The sequence below is a fragment of the Ensifer sp. 38_S197 genome (assembly GCF_056924495.1).
This window is the reverse complement of record NZ_JBXOVZ010000002.1, coordinates 1,422,563-1,438,692: the sequence shown is the minus strand read 5'-3', so window position 1 is coordinate 1,438,692 and position 16,130 is coordinate 1,422,563. Positions and strand designations below refer to the sequence as shown.

The 16,130-nt window shown below is 63.9% G+C and carries 8 protein-coding genes; 6 read left to right on the top strand and 2 right to left on the bottom strand.

What is annotated here, in order from left to right; genetic code table 11:
* The first annotated feature begins 217 nt into the window (after positions 1-217).
* The 5 genes from AC1Z3V_RS20025 (at position 218) to AC1Z3V_RS20005 (ending at position 13,106) form a co-directional block, all read left to right on the top strand.
* Positions 218-7,726 (top strand): type I polyketide synthase, encoded by a 7,509-nt coding sequence (locus tag AC1Z3V_RS20025; protein ID WP_483501298.1) that lies wholly within the window; start codon positions 218-220, stop codon positions 7,724-7,726.
* Entirely contained in the window at positions 7,723-9,138 is a 1,416-nt protein-coding gene (locus tag AC1Z3V_RS20020) for an aminotransferase class I/II-fold pyridoxal phosphate-dependent enzyme (protein ID WP_247958130.1), read from the top strand. The genes AC1Z3V_RS20025 and AC1Z3V_RS20020 overlap by 4 nt, the downstream gene beginning before the upstream one ends.
* Before the next feature lie 96 nt (positions 9,139-9,234).
* The gene (locus tag AC1Z3V_RS20015) at positions 9,235-10,074 is read left to right on the top strand and encodes an SDR family oxidoreductase (RefSeq protein WP_483501296.1); all 840 of its coding nucleotides are present in this window, start codon (positions 9,235-9,237) and stop codon (positions 10,072-10,074) included.
* A 97-nt stretch (positions 10,075-10,171) separates the two neighbouring features.
* The gene (locus AC1Z3V_RS20010) at positions 10,172-11,764 is read left to right on the top strand and encodes an LTA synthase family protein (protein ID WP_429812666.1); all 1,593 of its coding nucleotides are present in this window, start codon (positions 10,172-10,174) and stop codon (positions 11,762-11,764) included.
* A 31-nt stretch (positions 11,765-11,795) separates the two neighbouring features.
* A complete protein-coding gene (locus AC1Z3V_RS20005) occupies positions 11,796-13,106 on the top strand; it encodes a capsule biosynthesis protein (RefSeq protein ID WP_483501294.1) in 1,311 nt (436 codons plus the stop codon).
* A gap of 113 nt (positions 13,107-13,219) precedes the next feature.
* On the opposite strand, the gene AC1Z3V_RS20000 is transcribed toward AC1Z3V_RS20005, so the two are convergent.
* A complete protein-coding gene (locus AC1Z3V_RS20000; protein ID WP_483501292.1) occupies positions 13,220-14,392 on the bottom strand; it encodes an MFS transporter in 1,173 nt (390 codons plus the stop codon).
* Between the two features lie 48 nt (positions 14,393-14,440).
* On the opposite strand from AC1Z3V_RS20000, the gene AC1Z3V_RS19995 reads away from it, so the two are divergent.
* Entirely contained in the window at positions 14,441-14,965 is a 525-nt protein-coding gene (locus AC1Z3V_RS19995) for an Lrp/AsnC family transcriptional regulator (RefSeq protein ID WP_483501291.1), read from the top strand.
* A 58-nt stretch (positions 14,966-15,023) separates the two neighbouring features.
* Here AC1Z3V_RS19995 and AC1Z3V_RS19990 read toward each other — a convergent pair whose 3' ends face one another.
* Positions 15,024-16,034 (bottom strand): KpsF/GutQ family sugar-phosphate isomerase, encoded by a 1,011-nt coding sequence (locus AC1Z3V_RS19990; RefSeq protein ID WP_483501290.1) that lies wholly within the window; start codon positions 16,032-16,034, stop codon positions 15,024-15,026.
* Between the last annotated feature and the right edge of the window lie 96 nt (positions 16,035-16,130).

Sequence of the window (16,130 nt, the reverse complement as noted above, 5' to 3'; positions counted from 1 at the left end):
TTTATCGCCCTATCCGCCTTGGACTGGCGTTGACAGCGTGTATATCTTCAGTCTTTAGGGTTGAAAGCTAGGGACTTTAAGTTAAAAGCTGACTAATGAGGCGGAACGAATATAGCTGGGGAAAGCCCCGCAGCATGACGATTGGCGATTGCATTTCGTCCCTCGACGCGCAATCGCAGATGCAACTTTAACGGCAGTTTAGAGCGTTCGATCATATATGGCTGTTGAGATTATTGGGCGTGCATGCCTCGCCCCTGGAGCAGAATCGCCTTCGGCGTTGTTCAAACTTCTTCGTCAGGGCAAGTGCACCGTCACCAGCATTCCGTCGGATCGCTGGGACGTTGCGCGATTCTGGCATCCGGTCATGGGCACGCAGGGCAAGACCTATTCCTTCGCCGCCGGCGTCCTGGACCAGCTCTATGATTTCGACCCTGCCGTGTTCGGCATGTCGCAGCGCGAAGCCATGTATATGGATCCGCAGCAGCGCGTATTGCTGCAACTCGCCTGGCGCGCGCTCGAAGATGCCAATATCTCCGCCACCTCGCTGCAAGGTGAGAATGTCGGCGTCTATATCGGCGCATCGAGCCTCGACCACGCCAACCTGACGGTCGAAGATCCGGCCGCCGCCGGCCCTTACTTCATGACCGGCAACACCTTGTCGATCGTATCGAACCGCATCTCGCACATCTTCGGGCTCAGCGGCCCGAGCATGACGGTCGATACCGCCTGCTCCTCCTCGCTGGTCGCACTGGACCAGGCGATGCGGGCTCTGACGGCGGGCGAAATCGACACCGCGATCGTCGGTGGCGTCAATATTCTCGCCCATCCCCTGCCCTTCGTCGGCTTTGCGCAGGCGCGCATGCTTTCGCCGGAAGGGCTCTGCCGCGCCTACGACAACGATGGCGCCGGCTATGTGCGCGCCGAAGGCGGCGTTGTCTTCATCCTGCGCCGCTCGGACCGGGCCCGCCGGGAGAAAGACCGCAGCTATGCGCGGATCGTCGCGACCGGGGTGAATTCGGCCGGACGCACCAACGGCATTTCGCTCCCCTCCCGCGAGGCGCAGGCCAACCTGCTCAGGGCAATCTACGAAGGCAATGGCATCGACGCCAACCAGGTCGCCTTTGTCGAGGGCCACGGCACCGGCACCAAAGTCGGCGATCCGGCCGAGGTCTGGTCGATCGGAACGGTCATCGGCGCCAAGCGCCGCGCACCGGTGCCGATCGGTTCGATCAAGTCGAATATCGGCCACACCGAACCCGCTTCCGGTCTCTTCGGCATGCTGAAGGCCGTGATGGCGCTCGAAAACAACTATCTGCCGGCCTCGCTGCACTTCGACACGCCGAACGAGCACATCGACTTCGACGGTCTCAACGTGCGGGTCACGGCAAACCCGATCGAGCTCCTGCGCGGCAAGCGCGCCCGGCTCGCCGGCATCAATTCCTTCGGCTTCGGCGGTGCCAACGCACATGTCGTCATCAGCGATCCGGAACCGGCCGCCGACGAAAGGACGTCGAACCCGTCGTCTTCGGGGCATGTCTTCCTGGCGAGCGCCCACACGGCATCGAGCCTGGAAGCGCTTCTCAGCGACTACAAGACGGCTTTCGCACATGCTTCCAAGGGTGAGGCGCGCGCGATGATCGCCGCATCGGGTGCAAACCGCACCCATATGCGCCATCGCTTCGCCGCCCGCAGCGACCAGCCCGAAGATATCCTCCGCGCGATCGCCAGCCATCTGGAAAAGCCGGGCTCCGGCATCGGCGAGGTCGGCGAAGCCGTCGTCCGCGACGCCAAGGTCGCCTTCGTCTTCTCCGGCAACGGCTCGCAATGGGCCGGCATGGGTGTCGAAGCCTTCCGTGAAAACCTGCATTTCCGCCAGTGTTTCACGTCCGTCAGCGCGCTGTTCAAGTTCCACTCCGACATCGCATTGACCGATCTCCTCACCGATCCCGATCTCGACAAGAAGCTTGCCGACACGAAGATCGCGCAGCCGCTGCTCTTCGCGGTCCAGGCTGCCCTTTCCGATTCGCTTGTCGCCATGGGCATCAAGCCGGTCGCGGTCTTCGGTCACTCCGTTGGTGAAATTGCAGCCGCCTACGCCGCCGGCGCGCTGTCGCTCGTCGACGCCGTTTCGATCGTGGCGAAGCGCTCGCTGCATCAGGACCTGCTGGCCGGGAGCGGCACCATGGCCGCCGTGATGCTCGGCGAGGAAGCCGCTCGCGCCTTTGCCGAGGCGCGCGGTCTCGACGACATCTGCGTCGCCGCGGTCAATGCCCATAACTCCGTGACGATATCGGGGCCGGCAGACCAGATCTCGACCTTCCGCGACGCTGCGCGCAAGGCAAAGATTCCGGTCCAGATCCTCGACATCAACTATCCCTTCCACCACCCGATCATCGATCGGGCGAAGGACGCCTTCCTCTCCGACATCCCGGACATCGCACCGCGCCGCACCGAGCTCGCCTATCTTTCGACGGTCACGGGCGCCGCACTCGAGGGCACGCAGCTCGACCCGGACTACTGGTGGAAGAACGTGCGCGAGCCGGTCCGCTTCCAGGCGGCGGCCGAGGCCGCAATCGAGATGGGTTGCCGCCTGTTCATCGAAATTTCGCCGCGCCCGATCCTGTCCTCCTATGTGAAGGAGACGATCAAGCAGGCCGCGGCCCCGGGCATGGTCGTGCCGACCCTTTTGCGGGATGTCGGTGAAACCGGCCAGGATCCGATCTCGGCGGCGATGGCGCGTGCCGTCGCGCACGGCGCGGTCGTCGACACGACCCGTGTCTTCGGCAAGCGTAACGCATCGATCGCGCTACCCAGCCTGCCGTTCGAGCCCGTCGAACTGCGCCCCGCAGCCACGACGGACGCCACCGACCTCTTCGGCCGGACCGCCAAGCCCTACCGCCTGACCGGTTGGCGCAGCGACCCCAACAGCGGCAGCTGGAAAAACCACGTAGACGCCCATCTCTTCCCCGACCTCGCCGAACACGTCGTGGACGGCAAGGCGATCCTGCCGGGCAGCGGTTTCATCGAAATCGCCGTCGCTGCTGCGCAGCAGTTCTACGGCAGCGACGAGGTCGAGATCACCAATCTGGAGATCGTTCGTCCGCTGGAACTCAGCGATACGAAGATCATGGAACTGTCGACGGTGCTTTCGCCGGAGACCGGTGACATCGAGATCCGCTCGCGCGAACGTCTTTCGGAAGACGATTGGGCCGTGCATGCGGTTGCCCGCTGCCGCAAGCCATTGCCGGCCGAGGAGCGCGCCTATCCGTCGCTCGCCGGCTTGGCGAAGACTGCAACGGTTGCGCCTGCGCGTGCCTATGAGACGGCAAAACAATTCGGCCTCGACTACGGCCCGCGCTTCCAGCTGCTGGCCAAGGCCGTTGCCTATGGCGACCGGCTGGTCGATGTCGAGCTGAAGACGCCTGATGCTGCCGGCCACCCGCTCGTCACCTACGCCTTGAACCCGATCTCTGTCGACGCGACCTTCCACGGTCTCGTCGCCCTCTTCGATCGTTTCACCGGCGACAAGAGCGGCGCCCCCTATATCCCCGTTCGCTTCGGTTCGGTGCGGGTCGTCAACGGCAGCCAGCCAATCGCGCGCGCGATGATCGAGATCGAGCGCGTCAGCGCCAATTCGATCAAGGCAAAATTCCATTTCTTCGACAAATCGGGCGCACCGGTCGCACATTTCGAGGATTGCCGCTTCCGCCGGACCTATCTGCGCAAGCACAAGACGCTCGATGCGCTGTCCTTCCACTACGAGGCAGTGCAATCGGAAGCCGCACTGCCGGGCCTGCAGACCAAGTCGCCGGCGCCGATCAAGATCGCCATGCCCGCCGCCCGCGAAGCCGGCGTCGACAACACGACCTTGCTCTTCAACGCGGCCATCTACCGTGCCTGCCAGGAGATTGCCCTCAAACTCGCCAAGGGTCGATCGACCATCCAAGGCAACAGCCTTCCTGGCGATTTTGCGTTCCAGTGTTTCCTGACGAGCTGCCTCTACGTGCTGGAGGACGCCGGTCTCTGCGAGCACAAGGACGGCGTCTGGACTGTTGCTCAAGACTTCAACTTGCCAGGCGTCCCGGAGATCCTGCGCGAACTCTACGGTGAGCGGTCCGACCGCGCCGTCGAGGCGGTATTGATCAACAATGCCTATGCGGAGGCCCTTGCGCGCCTCGATGCTCTCCAGGCCGGCGACGAAGCGGCTCTTGGCGCCAACTTCATCAGCGACGCGACGCTCGATCATCAGGCCGTCCATTCGGAAGCGAGCCGGGAACGAATGGCGTTCGTTCTCGAAGCGCTCGAAAAAGCGCTCACCGCACAACCTGCCGGCGCTCGCCTTCGCATCGTCGAACTCGGCAGCGTTTCGTCCGCCTTCACCCGCCGCCTGGCGACGCTCGCCGAAAAGCACGGCGCAAGCCTCACTGTCTTCGAAGCGCGGGACAATGCCCAGCGCGGCCTTGAGCTCGCCTTCGAGAACGATGCCCACGTGCGCATTCTCAAGAAGGGTGAACTCGCGACGCTCACGTCCTTCGACCTCGTCGTCAGCGCCTCCGATGGGCTCTACAGCCTGATCGAGGACGACGTGACGGTGCGTACCGCACTTCGCTCGGCGCTGCGCGGCACCGGCGGATTGATAGCCGCCGTCAGCGCGCCGTCGCTGTTCAACGATTTCGCCCTCGGACTTTCCGAAGGATGGTTCGCCCGCAGCCAGACTGCGGAATTCCCGATCGGCAATCTTGCGGCCGTGCCGCACTGGCAGAAGTGCCTCGGCGATCTCGATCTGCGCGACGTCAATATCGCCGACCGCGAATGCGCGAGCGGCAATGTCATCCTGCTCGAAGCGCGCGGTGCCGCCGCGGCTTCCGTGACTGCCGAGGCACCGGTTACCGGCGCCTATCTGCTGCTGCAGATCGCGGGCGACAAGGGCAGCGCGCCTCCGGCACCGGCTATTCCGGTCGATCTCAGCGGTGATATCGCAGCCGACAAGGCGGCGCTTCTCAGCAGCTTCGAGGCCCTTGGCGGACAGCCGCTCCGGGCAATCTTCCTTGCGTCGCCGACCGCTCAATCCCGGGCGGACGATTCCGCTTCGCTGCAGACGCAGATCCTTGCTCTCGGCGCCTTCGCCGAAGCCGTGCGTCAGCATGTCGGCGGAGCCGAACCGGTCGGCGACAGCCGCCCGCGGCTCGTCCTCGTCGCGCCGGGCGGAGCGCCGATCGCGAGCCGGGCAACGGGCGCAACGGTTGCAAGCGATGGCGTCAATGCCGGTCTCTGGGCCTTCGCCCGCGTGCTTCAGAACGAATACGAGTTCATCGATGTGCACGCGCTCGATATCGACGGTTCTCCGACCACGATCGAGCAGATCGCGGCAGCGTCTCCGCTGCTCGGCAGTGCCAGCGCCAACCGCGAGTGGCTGCTCGAGGGAGAAGACGCGGCGCTTTCCGAAATCCGCGCCGTGCCCGGCCCGGTCGACAACGCCCATGCGGCGATCGATAGCTTCAAGGCCGCAACCATCCGCCAGCGCGTCAGCTCGCAGGTGGGCAGCATCGTCTGGGAGGAAAGCGACATTCCCGCCGCAGGTCCGGGTGAGGTCGTCGTCGCGGTTGCGGCGACCGGCCTCAACTTCCGCGACGTGATGTGGGCGATGGGTCTGCTGCCCGAAGAGGCACTCGAAGATGGTTTCGCAGGCGCGACGATCGGCATGGAACTCTCCGGCCACGTGGTTGCCGTCGGCGCAGGCATCGACGACCTCGTCGTCGGCGACGCCGTCATGGCGATCGCATCCTCAGCCTTCTCGACCCATGCCGTCGTCTCGCGCGCCGGCGTCGCTAGGCTGCCGCAGTCGGTAAGCCCGGTTGCCGCGGCAACGGTGCCTGTCGCGTTCCTCACGGCCTACTACGCCATGGTGGAACTTGGCCGCATCCAGCCAGATGAGACGATCCTCATCCACGGTGCTGCCGGCGGTGTCGGCCTCGCCGCACTGCAGGTCGCCAAGCTCAAGGGCGCCAAGGTTATCGCCACGGCTGGCACGCGCGAGAAGCGCCGTTTCCTGTCGATGCTCGGCGCCGATCATGTCTTCGATTCCCGCTCGCTCGGCTTCGTCAACGACGTTCGCGCGGTCACGGACGGAGAGGGTGTCGACCTCGTCCTGAACTCGCTCTTTGCCGAAGCCATGGAACAGAGCCTGGCGCTGGTGAAGCCTTTTGGCCGCTTCCTCGAACTCGGCAAGCGCGACTATTATGCCGACAGCAAGATCGGTCTTAGGCCCTTCCGCCGCAATGTCAGCTATTTCGGCATCGACGCCGACCAGTTGCTGGTCAACCAGCCGAAGCTCACCAAGCGGATCTTCACCGAGATCGGTGCGTTGTTCGAAGAGGGCAAGCTGACACCGCTTCCCTACCGTGCCTTCGACTTCGACGAAATCGGCAACGCCTTCCGGCTGATGCAGAATGCCGGTCATATCGGCAAGATCGTCGTGCTGCCTCCGGTTAGGGGCAAGCATCGCGTCGCCAAACGCCCGCATGGCGGCATGAAGGTCGACCCGAACGGCATGCATCTCGTCGTCGGCGGCATCGGTGGCTTTGGTCTCGCTGCTGCCAACTGGCTCGTCGAAAAGGGAGCGACGAAGATTGCTCTCTGCTCGCGCCGTGGGCAGGCAGATGCCGAAACGACGGCGATGATCGAAGTCTGGGCGAAGGCCGGCGTCTCAGCCACCGTACACGCATGCGACGTCACCGATCCCGCGGCGACAGAGCGTCTCCTGAAAGAGTTGCGCGCGATTGCGCCGCTCCGTTCGATCGTCCACGCCGCGATGGTGCTCGACGACGCGCTGATCAGCAATCTCAATCGCGAGCGCAACCGCCCGGTCATCGATACGAAGGCCAAGGGTGCCGCCGTTCTCGATCGGCTGACCAACGAGGACAAGCTCGACAACTTCATCCTGTTCTCGTCGGCGACGACGCTTGTCGGCAACCCCGGGCAGGCGAACTACGTCGCCGCGAACGGCTACCTCGAAGGCCTCGCCCGCGCCCGTCGCGCCCGCGGCCTTGCCGGTCTTGCCGTCGGCTTCGGCGCGATCGCCGACAAGGGTTACCTGGTCCAGAACACGGATGTGAACGATCTGCTCGCCAAGCGCATCGGCAAGACGGCGCTGAAGGCACAGACGGCACTCGACATGGTCGAAAGCCACCTGGCCTTCGATCCGGGCACTGTCGATGCGGCCGTGGTCATGATCTCGGAGATCGACTGGTCGGCCGCGCGCAATCTGCCGGTTGCCCGCAACGCCCTCTTCGAAGTCATCCTTCGCAGCGCCGACCAGCACGCCACCGGCGGCGAAGGCGCCCAGATGGACCTCGTGGCGATGATCGAAGGCAAGTCGCCGCAGGAAGCCGAGGACATTCTCTTCGACCTCGTCGCCGGAGAGATCGCCGGGATCCTGCGCGTGTCGAAGGATACGGTCACACGAGCCAAGGTGCTGAAGGAAATCGGCCTCGACAGCCTGATGGCGGTGGAACTCGGCATGAGCTTCCAGCAGAACACCGGCTTCGACATGCCGCTCAGCGGCGTCGCAGACAACACGACAGTTGGCGATGTCGCACGCAAGCTCTATGAAAAGGTGAGCAAGCGCGACCAGAGCGACGATGCCGAGCCCGCCGATGACAAGATCGTCAGCGAACTTGCGCAGCGGCACGTCGGAACGGCGAAGGAAAAAGCACAGAGCCAATGAGCACGAACGGAAACGGCCCAGGCGCATCCAAGATGACCAGCAGCCTCAAGGAGAACCTGCTGGACCGGATGAGAAACACGCATCAATCCTCCGAGCGCAACCGCATGGCGCGCTCGGAGCGGGAGATGCCGCCGCCGGCCCGCCGGCAGCAGGCCCGTTTCGAAGACCTGCCGGAATACAAGCAGGTCATGACTCAGAAGTTCGCGAGTGAGCAGCTCGGCATCGCCAATCCGTTCTATCGCGCGCACCAGACCGCGGCCGGGGCGACCACCGTCATCGACGGTCGCAAGCTCATCAACTTCGCCTCCTACGACTATCTCGGTCTCAACCGCCATGCGGAAGTTCTGGCAAAGGCAAAGGACACGATCGGCACCTTTGGGATCTCCGCCTCGGCCAGCCGTCTCGTCGCCGGCGAGCGGCCCGTGCATGTGGCGCTCGAAGAGAAGATCGCGAGCTTCTACGGCGTCGATGCCGCCGTCTGCTTCGTCAGCGGCTATCTGACCAACGTCGCCGCCATCAGTTGCCTGATGGGCCCGAAGGATCTCGTCGTCCATGACGAATTCATCCACAACAGCGCGCTTGCCGGCATCAAGCTCTCTGGCGCGACCCGGCGGCTGTTCAAACACAACGACGTCGCCGATCTCGAGCACGTGCTGCGCACCGTCGCCGGCGACTATCGCCGCATCATGGTCATCGTCGAGGGCATCTACTCGATGGACGGTGACGTCGCCGATCTGCCGGCTCTTCTGAAGCTCCGGGCCGAATACGGTTTCTGGTTGATGGTCGACGAGGCGCATTCGCTCGGCGTCCTCGGGAAAACCGGCCGAGGGCTTGCCGAGCATTTCGGCGTCGATCCGCACGAAATCGACATCTGGATGGGCACGCTTTCAAAGACCACGTCGAGCTGCGGCGGCTACATCGCCGGCAGCGAGGCGCTGGTCGAGGTGCTGAAGGCATCTGCCGGCGGCTTCGTCTACAGTGTCGGGCTTGCGCCCGTGCTGGCGGCCGCCGCGACCGCGAGCCTGGACGTGCTGGAGCGCGAACCGGCGCGGACGGCGGCGCTGCGCCGCAATGGCGCCCTCTTCCTGAAGCTTGCCAAGGAAGCGGGCCTCGACACCGGCCTCTCCAGCGGCTTCTCCGTCGTGCCGGTCATCGTCGGCGATTCCCTGCGGGCCGTTCAGCTTTCGAACGACCTGCTTGCCGAAGGGGTGAATGCACTGCCGATCATCCACCCGGCGGTGCCCGAGGGGCTTGCGCGCCTGCGCTTCTTCATCACCAGCGATCACACGGAAGAGCAGATCCGCCGAACCGTAACGCTGACGGCCGAACGGCTGACGGACCTCACCGAACGCAATTTCGGACTCGGCGGCATCGACATCGATCAGATGATGAAGGCACTCTCGGCGCGCTGACCCGAGATCAGCATCGCCACCGCATTGTTTTCGCGCAATTCCGGACGCAAAAGCGCTTCGGACTTTCCTGGGATTGCTCTTGGGCGGGATATCAGCATGACGCATGTGATCATCACCGGTGGCTCGAGCGGGATCGGATTCGCAGTTGCATCGATCTACGCGGCCCGGGGCGCCCGCATCTCGCTGATCGCGCGCTCTCGCGACCTTTTGGAACGGGCGCGCGCGGACCTCGCCCAATTGAGTGGGAGCGGCTCCGACAATATCAGGATCGAGCCTGCGGATGTCGCCTCGGAAGACGCGCTCATAGCGGCAGTCCGGAGATGTGAAACCGTCTTCGGACCGTGCGACATCCTCATCACATCGGCCGGCATCGTCGAGCCGGGGCGCTTCGAGGAACTCGACAGCGATGCCTTCCGGCGCCAGATCGAAACCAATTTCTCCGGCACGGTGCATGCGGTCCGTGCGGTCTATGACGGGATGAAGCAACGTGGTCATGGCCGGATCATGATGATCTCATCCGGCGCCGGCCTCATCGGCATCTATGGCTATTCCGCCTATTGCGCGTCGAAGTTCGCGCTCCACGGTTTCGCTCAGGCGCTACGGTCGGAGGCCCGTGCCCACGGCGTCGGCGTCTCCGTGTGTTTTCCGCCGGATACGGAGACACCGCAGTTTCAGCGCGAGCTCGCGAGCCGGCCCGCGGAAGCGGCCAAAATCATGGGCACGGTCCGTCCCTGGCCGGCGGACGCCGTGGCGAGGACGGTTGCCAGGGGGATCGATCGGGGGCGGTTCGAAGTCTATTTCGGCACCACGCTCTTTCTGCTCGGTCGCTTCGCGCCCGCCGTCCGCCCCTTGCTCAACTGGTGGTTCGACAGGGCGATTGCGCGTTGCGGCAACACCGCCGCGCATAATGGTGGAGTGTCGGAGCGACGGACCTGACAGCGCTTGTACGACCAAGCGATAAGATTTAAGTGTCGGGCGGATGCTGTGCCGCATGAAGCGGCGTCGGCCGGCATGAAGACATGAAGGTTTCCGCTTGGCGTTGCTTCCCTTTCAACTGCACGACTACCCCATAACACTGACGCTTAGTTGTTATCTGCTGTCCTGTGCAGTGATCTTCTTCACCGACCGATTTGCGCTTCCGAAGCGGGAGCGGCGCGCCCATCCCTCGCCGTTCGGGCGGACGCAGGACGTGGTCGACGCGCTCGCGCGCCTGCCGGTCATCGCGCTGGTCTTTGCCGGTTTCTTCGCCGGCTCGTGGCGACCGCTTTATGCCGCAGCCGGCACGATGAGTTTCTTCATCATCTTCACCGGCATTTCCCGCGCCAAGTTCAAGTTTATCCGCGAACCGCTGATCTTTTCGGATATCGCGCTCGTCGTCGACGTGTTCAAGTACAAGACGATATTCTACGCGAGCTCTTTGAACGTCGTCTTCTGGACCGTCGCCTTCCTCTATGTCTTCGGCGTGTCCGGCCTCTACATGTATTTCGAGCCGGCCATCCTCCCGGACCGGGGCAAACTGTTCTGGATCCTGCTGATGCTCGGGATCGCCTACGGTCCATGGCTCCTATTGTTCTACGGCCCGGTCAATCGGCCCACGGCAGCGCTGGTGCAAAGGCTGCTGAAGGTGCTCGACGTCAAGATGAACACGGTGCGTTTCGGCACCTTCGGCTCGGTCGTCTTCCGCTTCATCGTCTGGCTTGGCGTCCGGCGGGAGAAGATCGTCGCGGAACTTTCGGAGATCGTCAGAGCCGCCGTGCACGACCTTATTGGCGATGACGGCTCACCGCTGATCGTCGTCTGGCAGTCCGAATCCTTCATCGACATGCGGCATTTCGGCGTCGAGACCTTGAAGATGCCGACGCTGGACCGGCTGCGGCGCGAGGCGGTGCAATGGGGCCGGCTGAGCAGCGTGTTCGAAGGCGGCTATACGCTGCGCACCGAGTTTGCAGTCATCAGCGGCCTCGTACCTGACGACATCCACGTCGACGCCAGCTACCCCTATCTCAGGGCCTCGCATTATGCCGACGTGGTCTGGCCCGGAAAGATGAAGCGTGCCGGTTGGAACACGCATTTCATCCATCCCTATGACCGCACCTTCTTCCTCCGGCACAAGGCGATGCCACAGCTCGGTTTTTCGAAGCTGACAATGCTCGACGGTTTCGACCATCGGCCTGAGAGAGATGGGCCGTACGTCTCCGACGAGAAACTCGCGGCGAAAGTGATCGACGCATGCGACAAGCTGCCGGAGGACGAAAGCGGCTTCGTCTTCGTCGCGTCCATGGCCAATCACGGCCCATGGGAGCCGGGTCGCGTCGGTGATCTTACCAAGCCCGTCGATATCTACCTGGCCATTCTGGAACAATCAGACGCAGCGCTGAACACCCTGAGCGAGCACCTCGACAAGCTGGACCGCCCGGTCTGGCTGGTCTTCTACGGCGACCATGCGCCGCTGCTCAAGTCCTTTGCCGACCCCTTCCCCGACCCGCGCACCGACTACCTGATCGTGCCGCTTGCCAAGGCAAAGTCGTCCACCCACAAGCCGGTGGAGCCGAGCAACGTCGAAGCCTGGAATCTGATCGAGGCCCTGCTGAACCACGCCAACCTCAGAAAGGATACGCTGCGATAGCGGCGGTGGTGGACGGATGGAAAACGCTTCGATGACATCGACTGGGGCGGTCGATCGGCCAAAGCGACGAGTGTTCCTGTTCCTGCAGGGCCCGTCCTCGCCGATTTTCCGCAAGATCGCCGATCGGCTCGAAGCTCGTGGACACACCTGTCTGAGGATCAACCTCAATGTCGGCGACCAGATCATCTGGGGCCGCAAGGGTGCCTCCAACTATCGCGGCACGGCAGCCGACTGGCCGGCCTATCTCGAGGCATTCATCGCGCGCCATGGCGTCACCGATATGCTGCTGCTCGGCGAGGAACGTGCCTACCACCAGGCGGCAACCAAGGTCGCGCGCCGCAGAGGTGTGGCAGTCGCCATCGTCGAAATGGGGTATCTTCGGCCGGACTGGCTGACGCTCGAGCGCGACGGCATGTCCTCGAATTCGCATTTCCCCTCCGACCCCGCGCGCATTCTTGCGGCGGCAGCGGGCGTGCCGGAGCCGGACTGGCGCAAGCATTACAGCCAGACGTTCCTGGCGGATGCGAGTTACGACCTGCTCTACAATCTGCCGAACGTCTTTCTCTGGTTCCTGTTTCCGCACTATCGGCGCCACGCGATCTTCCATCCGCTTGCCGAATATGCGGGCTGGATCCGCCGGCTCCTGTCCGAAAAGAAACGCAACGCCGAAGCCGAGGCGACCGTCGCCAAACTGCTTTCGGAGGACGCCCCCTATTTCGTCTATCCGCTGCAGCTCGAAACCGATTTCCAGCTCAGGGCACATTCGCCGTATCTCAGCCAAAAGGACGCAATTGCCGAGGTCCTCGGCTCCTTCGCAGCCTTCGCTGCCAATGACGCGCGCCTCGTCTTCAAGGTGCATCCGCTCGACAATGATCTGATCCCCTGGCGCAGGATCGTCAAAGAACGAGCGGCCGCCCTCGGCCTGAACGGTCGCGTCTTCTACCTCGACGGAGGCAATCTCGATACGCTTGGGGAGGCAAGCGCAGGCATGGTCACGGTCAATTCGACTGCGGGCCTGCACGCGCTGAAGCAGGGGCGGCCGGTGAAGGTACTCGGCACAGCGGTGTTCGATATCGCAGGACTGACCGACCAGCAACCGCTCGACGCTTTCTGGCGCGCGCCGCAGGCGCCGGAAGCGGAATTGGCCAACGCGATGTTCCGTCTGCTCGCAGCCTCGATCCAGGTTCGCGGCAATCTCTATTCGCGCGCGGGGACCGATGCCGGCGCCGAGGCGATCGCCAAGCGGCTGCACGAAAACAGCCTCAATCAGCCAGGCGCCTTCGTTGACCCGCCGCCGCGCCGAAAGCCGGAAAAGCGGCCGAGGATCACCCCTCCCCTGTGAAGAAAACGGGCGCGGTGGCGGACCGGTCGGCCGTAGAGCCAAAATGACGCCCTAGGTCTTTGATTCCAGAGCATCTTTCCGCTTCAAGTGATTGCACTTGAGAGCGGGATGCTCTAGCGCCGCGCGGTGGCGACGGCGAAAGCGGCCAACAGCATCAAACCCGCGGCGACCAAGGGCAGCACGAAGAAAGATGCCCGGGCATAGACCGCGCCGAAGCCTATCGTGCCGACAAAGAGGGCGAGATAGGTGACCCCGCTGTTCAGCCCCATGATCGCGCCGCGCTTGGCAGGATCGAGCCCGGTAAGCCGCATGATGAGCACGTTCAATCCGAAATGATTGGCAAGCCCCCAAAGGAAGACGACGACCAGCATGCCGGCGTAGGAACCGCCCGCCACCGCCATTGCAACATAAACGCCCCCTACTGCCAGGAAGATCAACGGCAACAATCGACCCGCGCCAAAGCGGTCGATCAGGCGGTCGAGGAAAGCGGCGGCGCCGAATCCGAAGCCGTAAGAAACGGCGATGAGACCGTTGGCGGTGACAGGCAGGCCGAGTGCGGCATGCAGATGCTCGCCGATATAGGCGTAGACGCCATAGAAGGCGGCCATGAAGGCGGCGCAGGCGACCAGCAGCGGCGCGACGCCGCGAACACTTAGCGCGGCCAGCGGCGATGTCACTCTACCGGTGGCAACTTCCTGCACAACCGCAAACTTGACGACTGCGCAAGCGATCATCGTTGCGGCGGCGACAATGACATAGACCGTGCGCCAACCGGCAAGATCGGCGATTGCGGCCGATAGCGGCACGCCCGCCACCATGCTGAGCGTCCAGCCGGTCAGCACCAGGCCGATCGTCTCGCTCTCGCGTCCGACCGGCGCGATGACCGAGGCCAGCGTATAGATCGAAGGCAGCGCAATGCCTGCGGCGAGACCGACGACAAGCTGTGCGACGACAAGGAACGCAAGCGACGGCGCCAGCGCACTGCCGCAGAGCCCCGTAGCCAGAAGCAGGAGGGCCGCAGCCAACATGCGGCGCGGGCCGTAACGGTCGATGAAGCGGCCGAGAAAGACGGCACTGACGGCCGTGCCAAGGCCGAAAACAGCGGAGGCCGTCATGACGCCGGGGACATCGGCGCCGAGGCTTCGCGCCACTTCCGGCGCGATCGGCCCAAGCGCGAGCGAGTTGGAACCGATGACGCCGATACAGATGGTGAGCACATAGGCAAAGGGCGGGATACGCGCCCTGTCCACGGATCGATCAGAAATGGATTGATTGATGTTCGTCATTACCTCATGTTTGCAGAATGAAATTCAGCCGCAAGAGGAAACATCGGAATGGATCAAAATACAGATGACGTTCGGCGGAAGCGTCTGCCGGAGCGCGACCTCGACGCGATGGACCGAAAGCTGTTAGGCGTTCTGGTCGAGGATGCGACGACGAGCTACGTCGAGCTTGGCGAACGGGTCGGACTTTCGCCGCCGGCGGCACATGAACGGGTGAAGCGCCTCAGGCGTTCGGGAGCGATCCGCCGGGTGGCGGCGCTGATCGATCCCGAGGCCGTCGGCAAGACGTTGCTTGCCTTCGTCCATGTAGACACGACCGGTTGGGGGAAGACCCAGGCGCTGCTTGCCATCGAGGAATACCCCGAGGTGGAAGAAATCCATTCGGTCGCCGGCGATACCTGCATGCTGCTCAAGGTCCGCACCGAAAACACGCACGCGCTCGAGGGGCTGCTGGCACGCCTCTACGACACGCCAGGCGTCAAGGCGACGCGCAGCTACGTGGTGCTATCAACCTATCTGGAACGACCGGTCCAGCCGGGCGCGACGAGCGACTGGCCCGCCGTGGTGAAGGACTAGGGCAGCTTCTGCAAGGCGCACGGCGGTCGCAGGAGCAGCCTCTTGCGACCGCAAGCGCTCAGACGACGCCGGCGCGCAGCAGGTCGTGAATGTGGAGGATGCTGACAGGCGCCCCGCCATCGTCGACGACGAACAGCACCGTCACCTTGTGCTGCTGCATGAACTCCATGGCGCCGCTCGCGAGCACGTCGCCGCGGATCACGCGCGGATTGCGCGACATCACCGCCTCGACCGGCTGCAAGAGCAGATCGCCCGACATATGGCGGCGCAGGTCGCCGTCGGTGATCACGCCGACGAGCTTGCCATTGTCCTCGACGATGCCGACGACGCCGAAACCCTTCGACGACATTTCGATGAGGGCCTCGCTCATCGGCCGGCCGGTCTCAAGGAGCGGCATTTGTGCACCCTCGTGCGCCAGTTCGCGGACCAGCCGCAATTGTGCGCCGAGCTTGCCGCCGGGATGGAATGTCTTGAAGTCTTCCGCCGAAAAGCCGCGACGTTCCAGAAGCGCGATCGCCAGCGCGTCGCCGACGGCGAGCTGCAGCATGGCGGACGTCGTCGGCGCGAGGCCGTGCGGGCAGGCCTCCTGCACCTTGGGCAGCACGATCGGCACTTCGGAGTTCCGCGCGAGCACGCTCTCGCGGTTCGCACAGATCGAGACGATCGGCACGTTGAAGCGCTTGGCGTAGGTGAGCATGTTGGCGAGCTCGGCCGTCTCTCCCGACCAGGAGAGCAGGATCAGCACGTCCTGCGAGGTGACCATGCCGAGGTCGCCGTGGCTCGCTTCGGTCGGATGCACGAAATAGGCGGAGGTGCCCGTCGATGCCAGGGTCGCGGCGATCTTGCGGCCGATATGGCCGCTCTTGCCGACGCCGGAAACGACCACGCGTCCCTGGCTCTCGCCGATCAGTTCGACGGCATCGACGACGCTGCGGGCAAAGACTTCGTCAGTGCCGAACTGTTCCGCCAGCGCCTTGATGCCGGTCATCGCGGTCGTCAGTGTCCGGCCGATCGACTCCAAAGCCGCGACCGCGGTGCGCTCACGCGCCGATGCTTGTCTCAAACCCATGATGACCCCGATTCTGCGAAGACCTAAGCGGCAGGCTGCAACGCTGCCCGCCGGACCATTGACGGCAGATAAGCGCTTTTTCTTGGCAAACCAAGC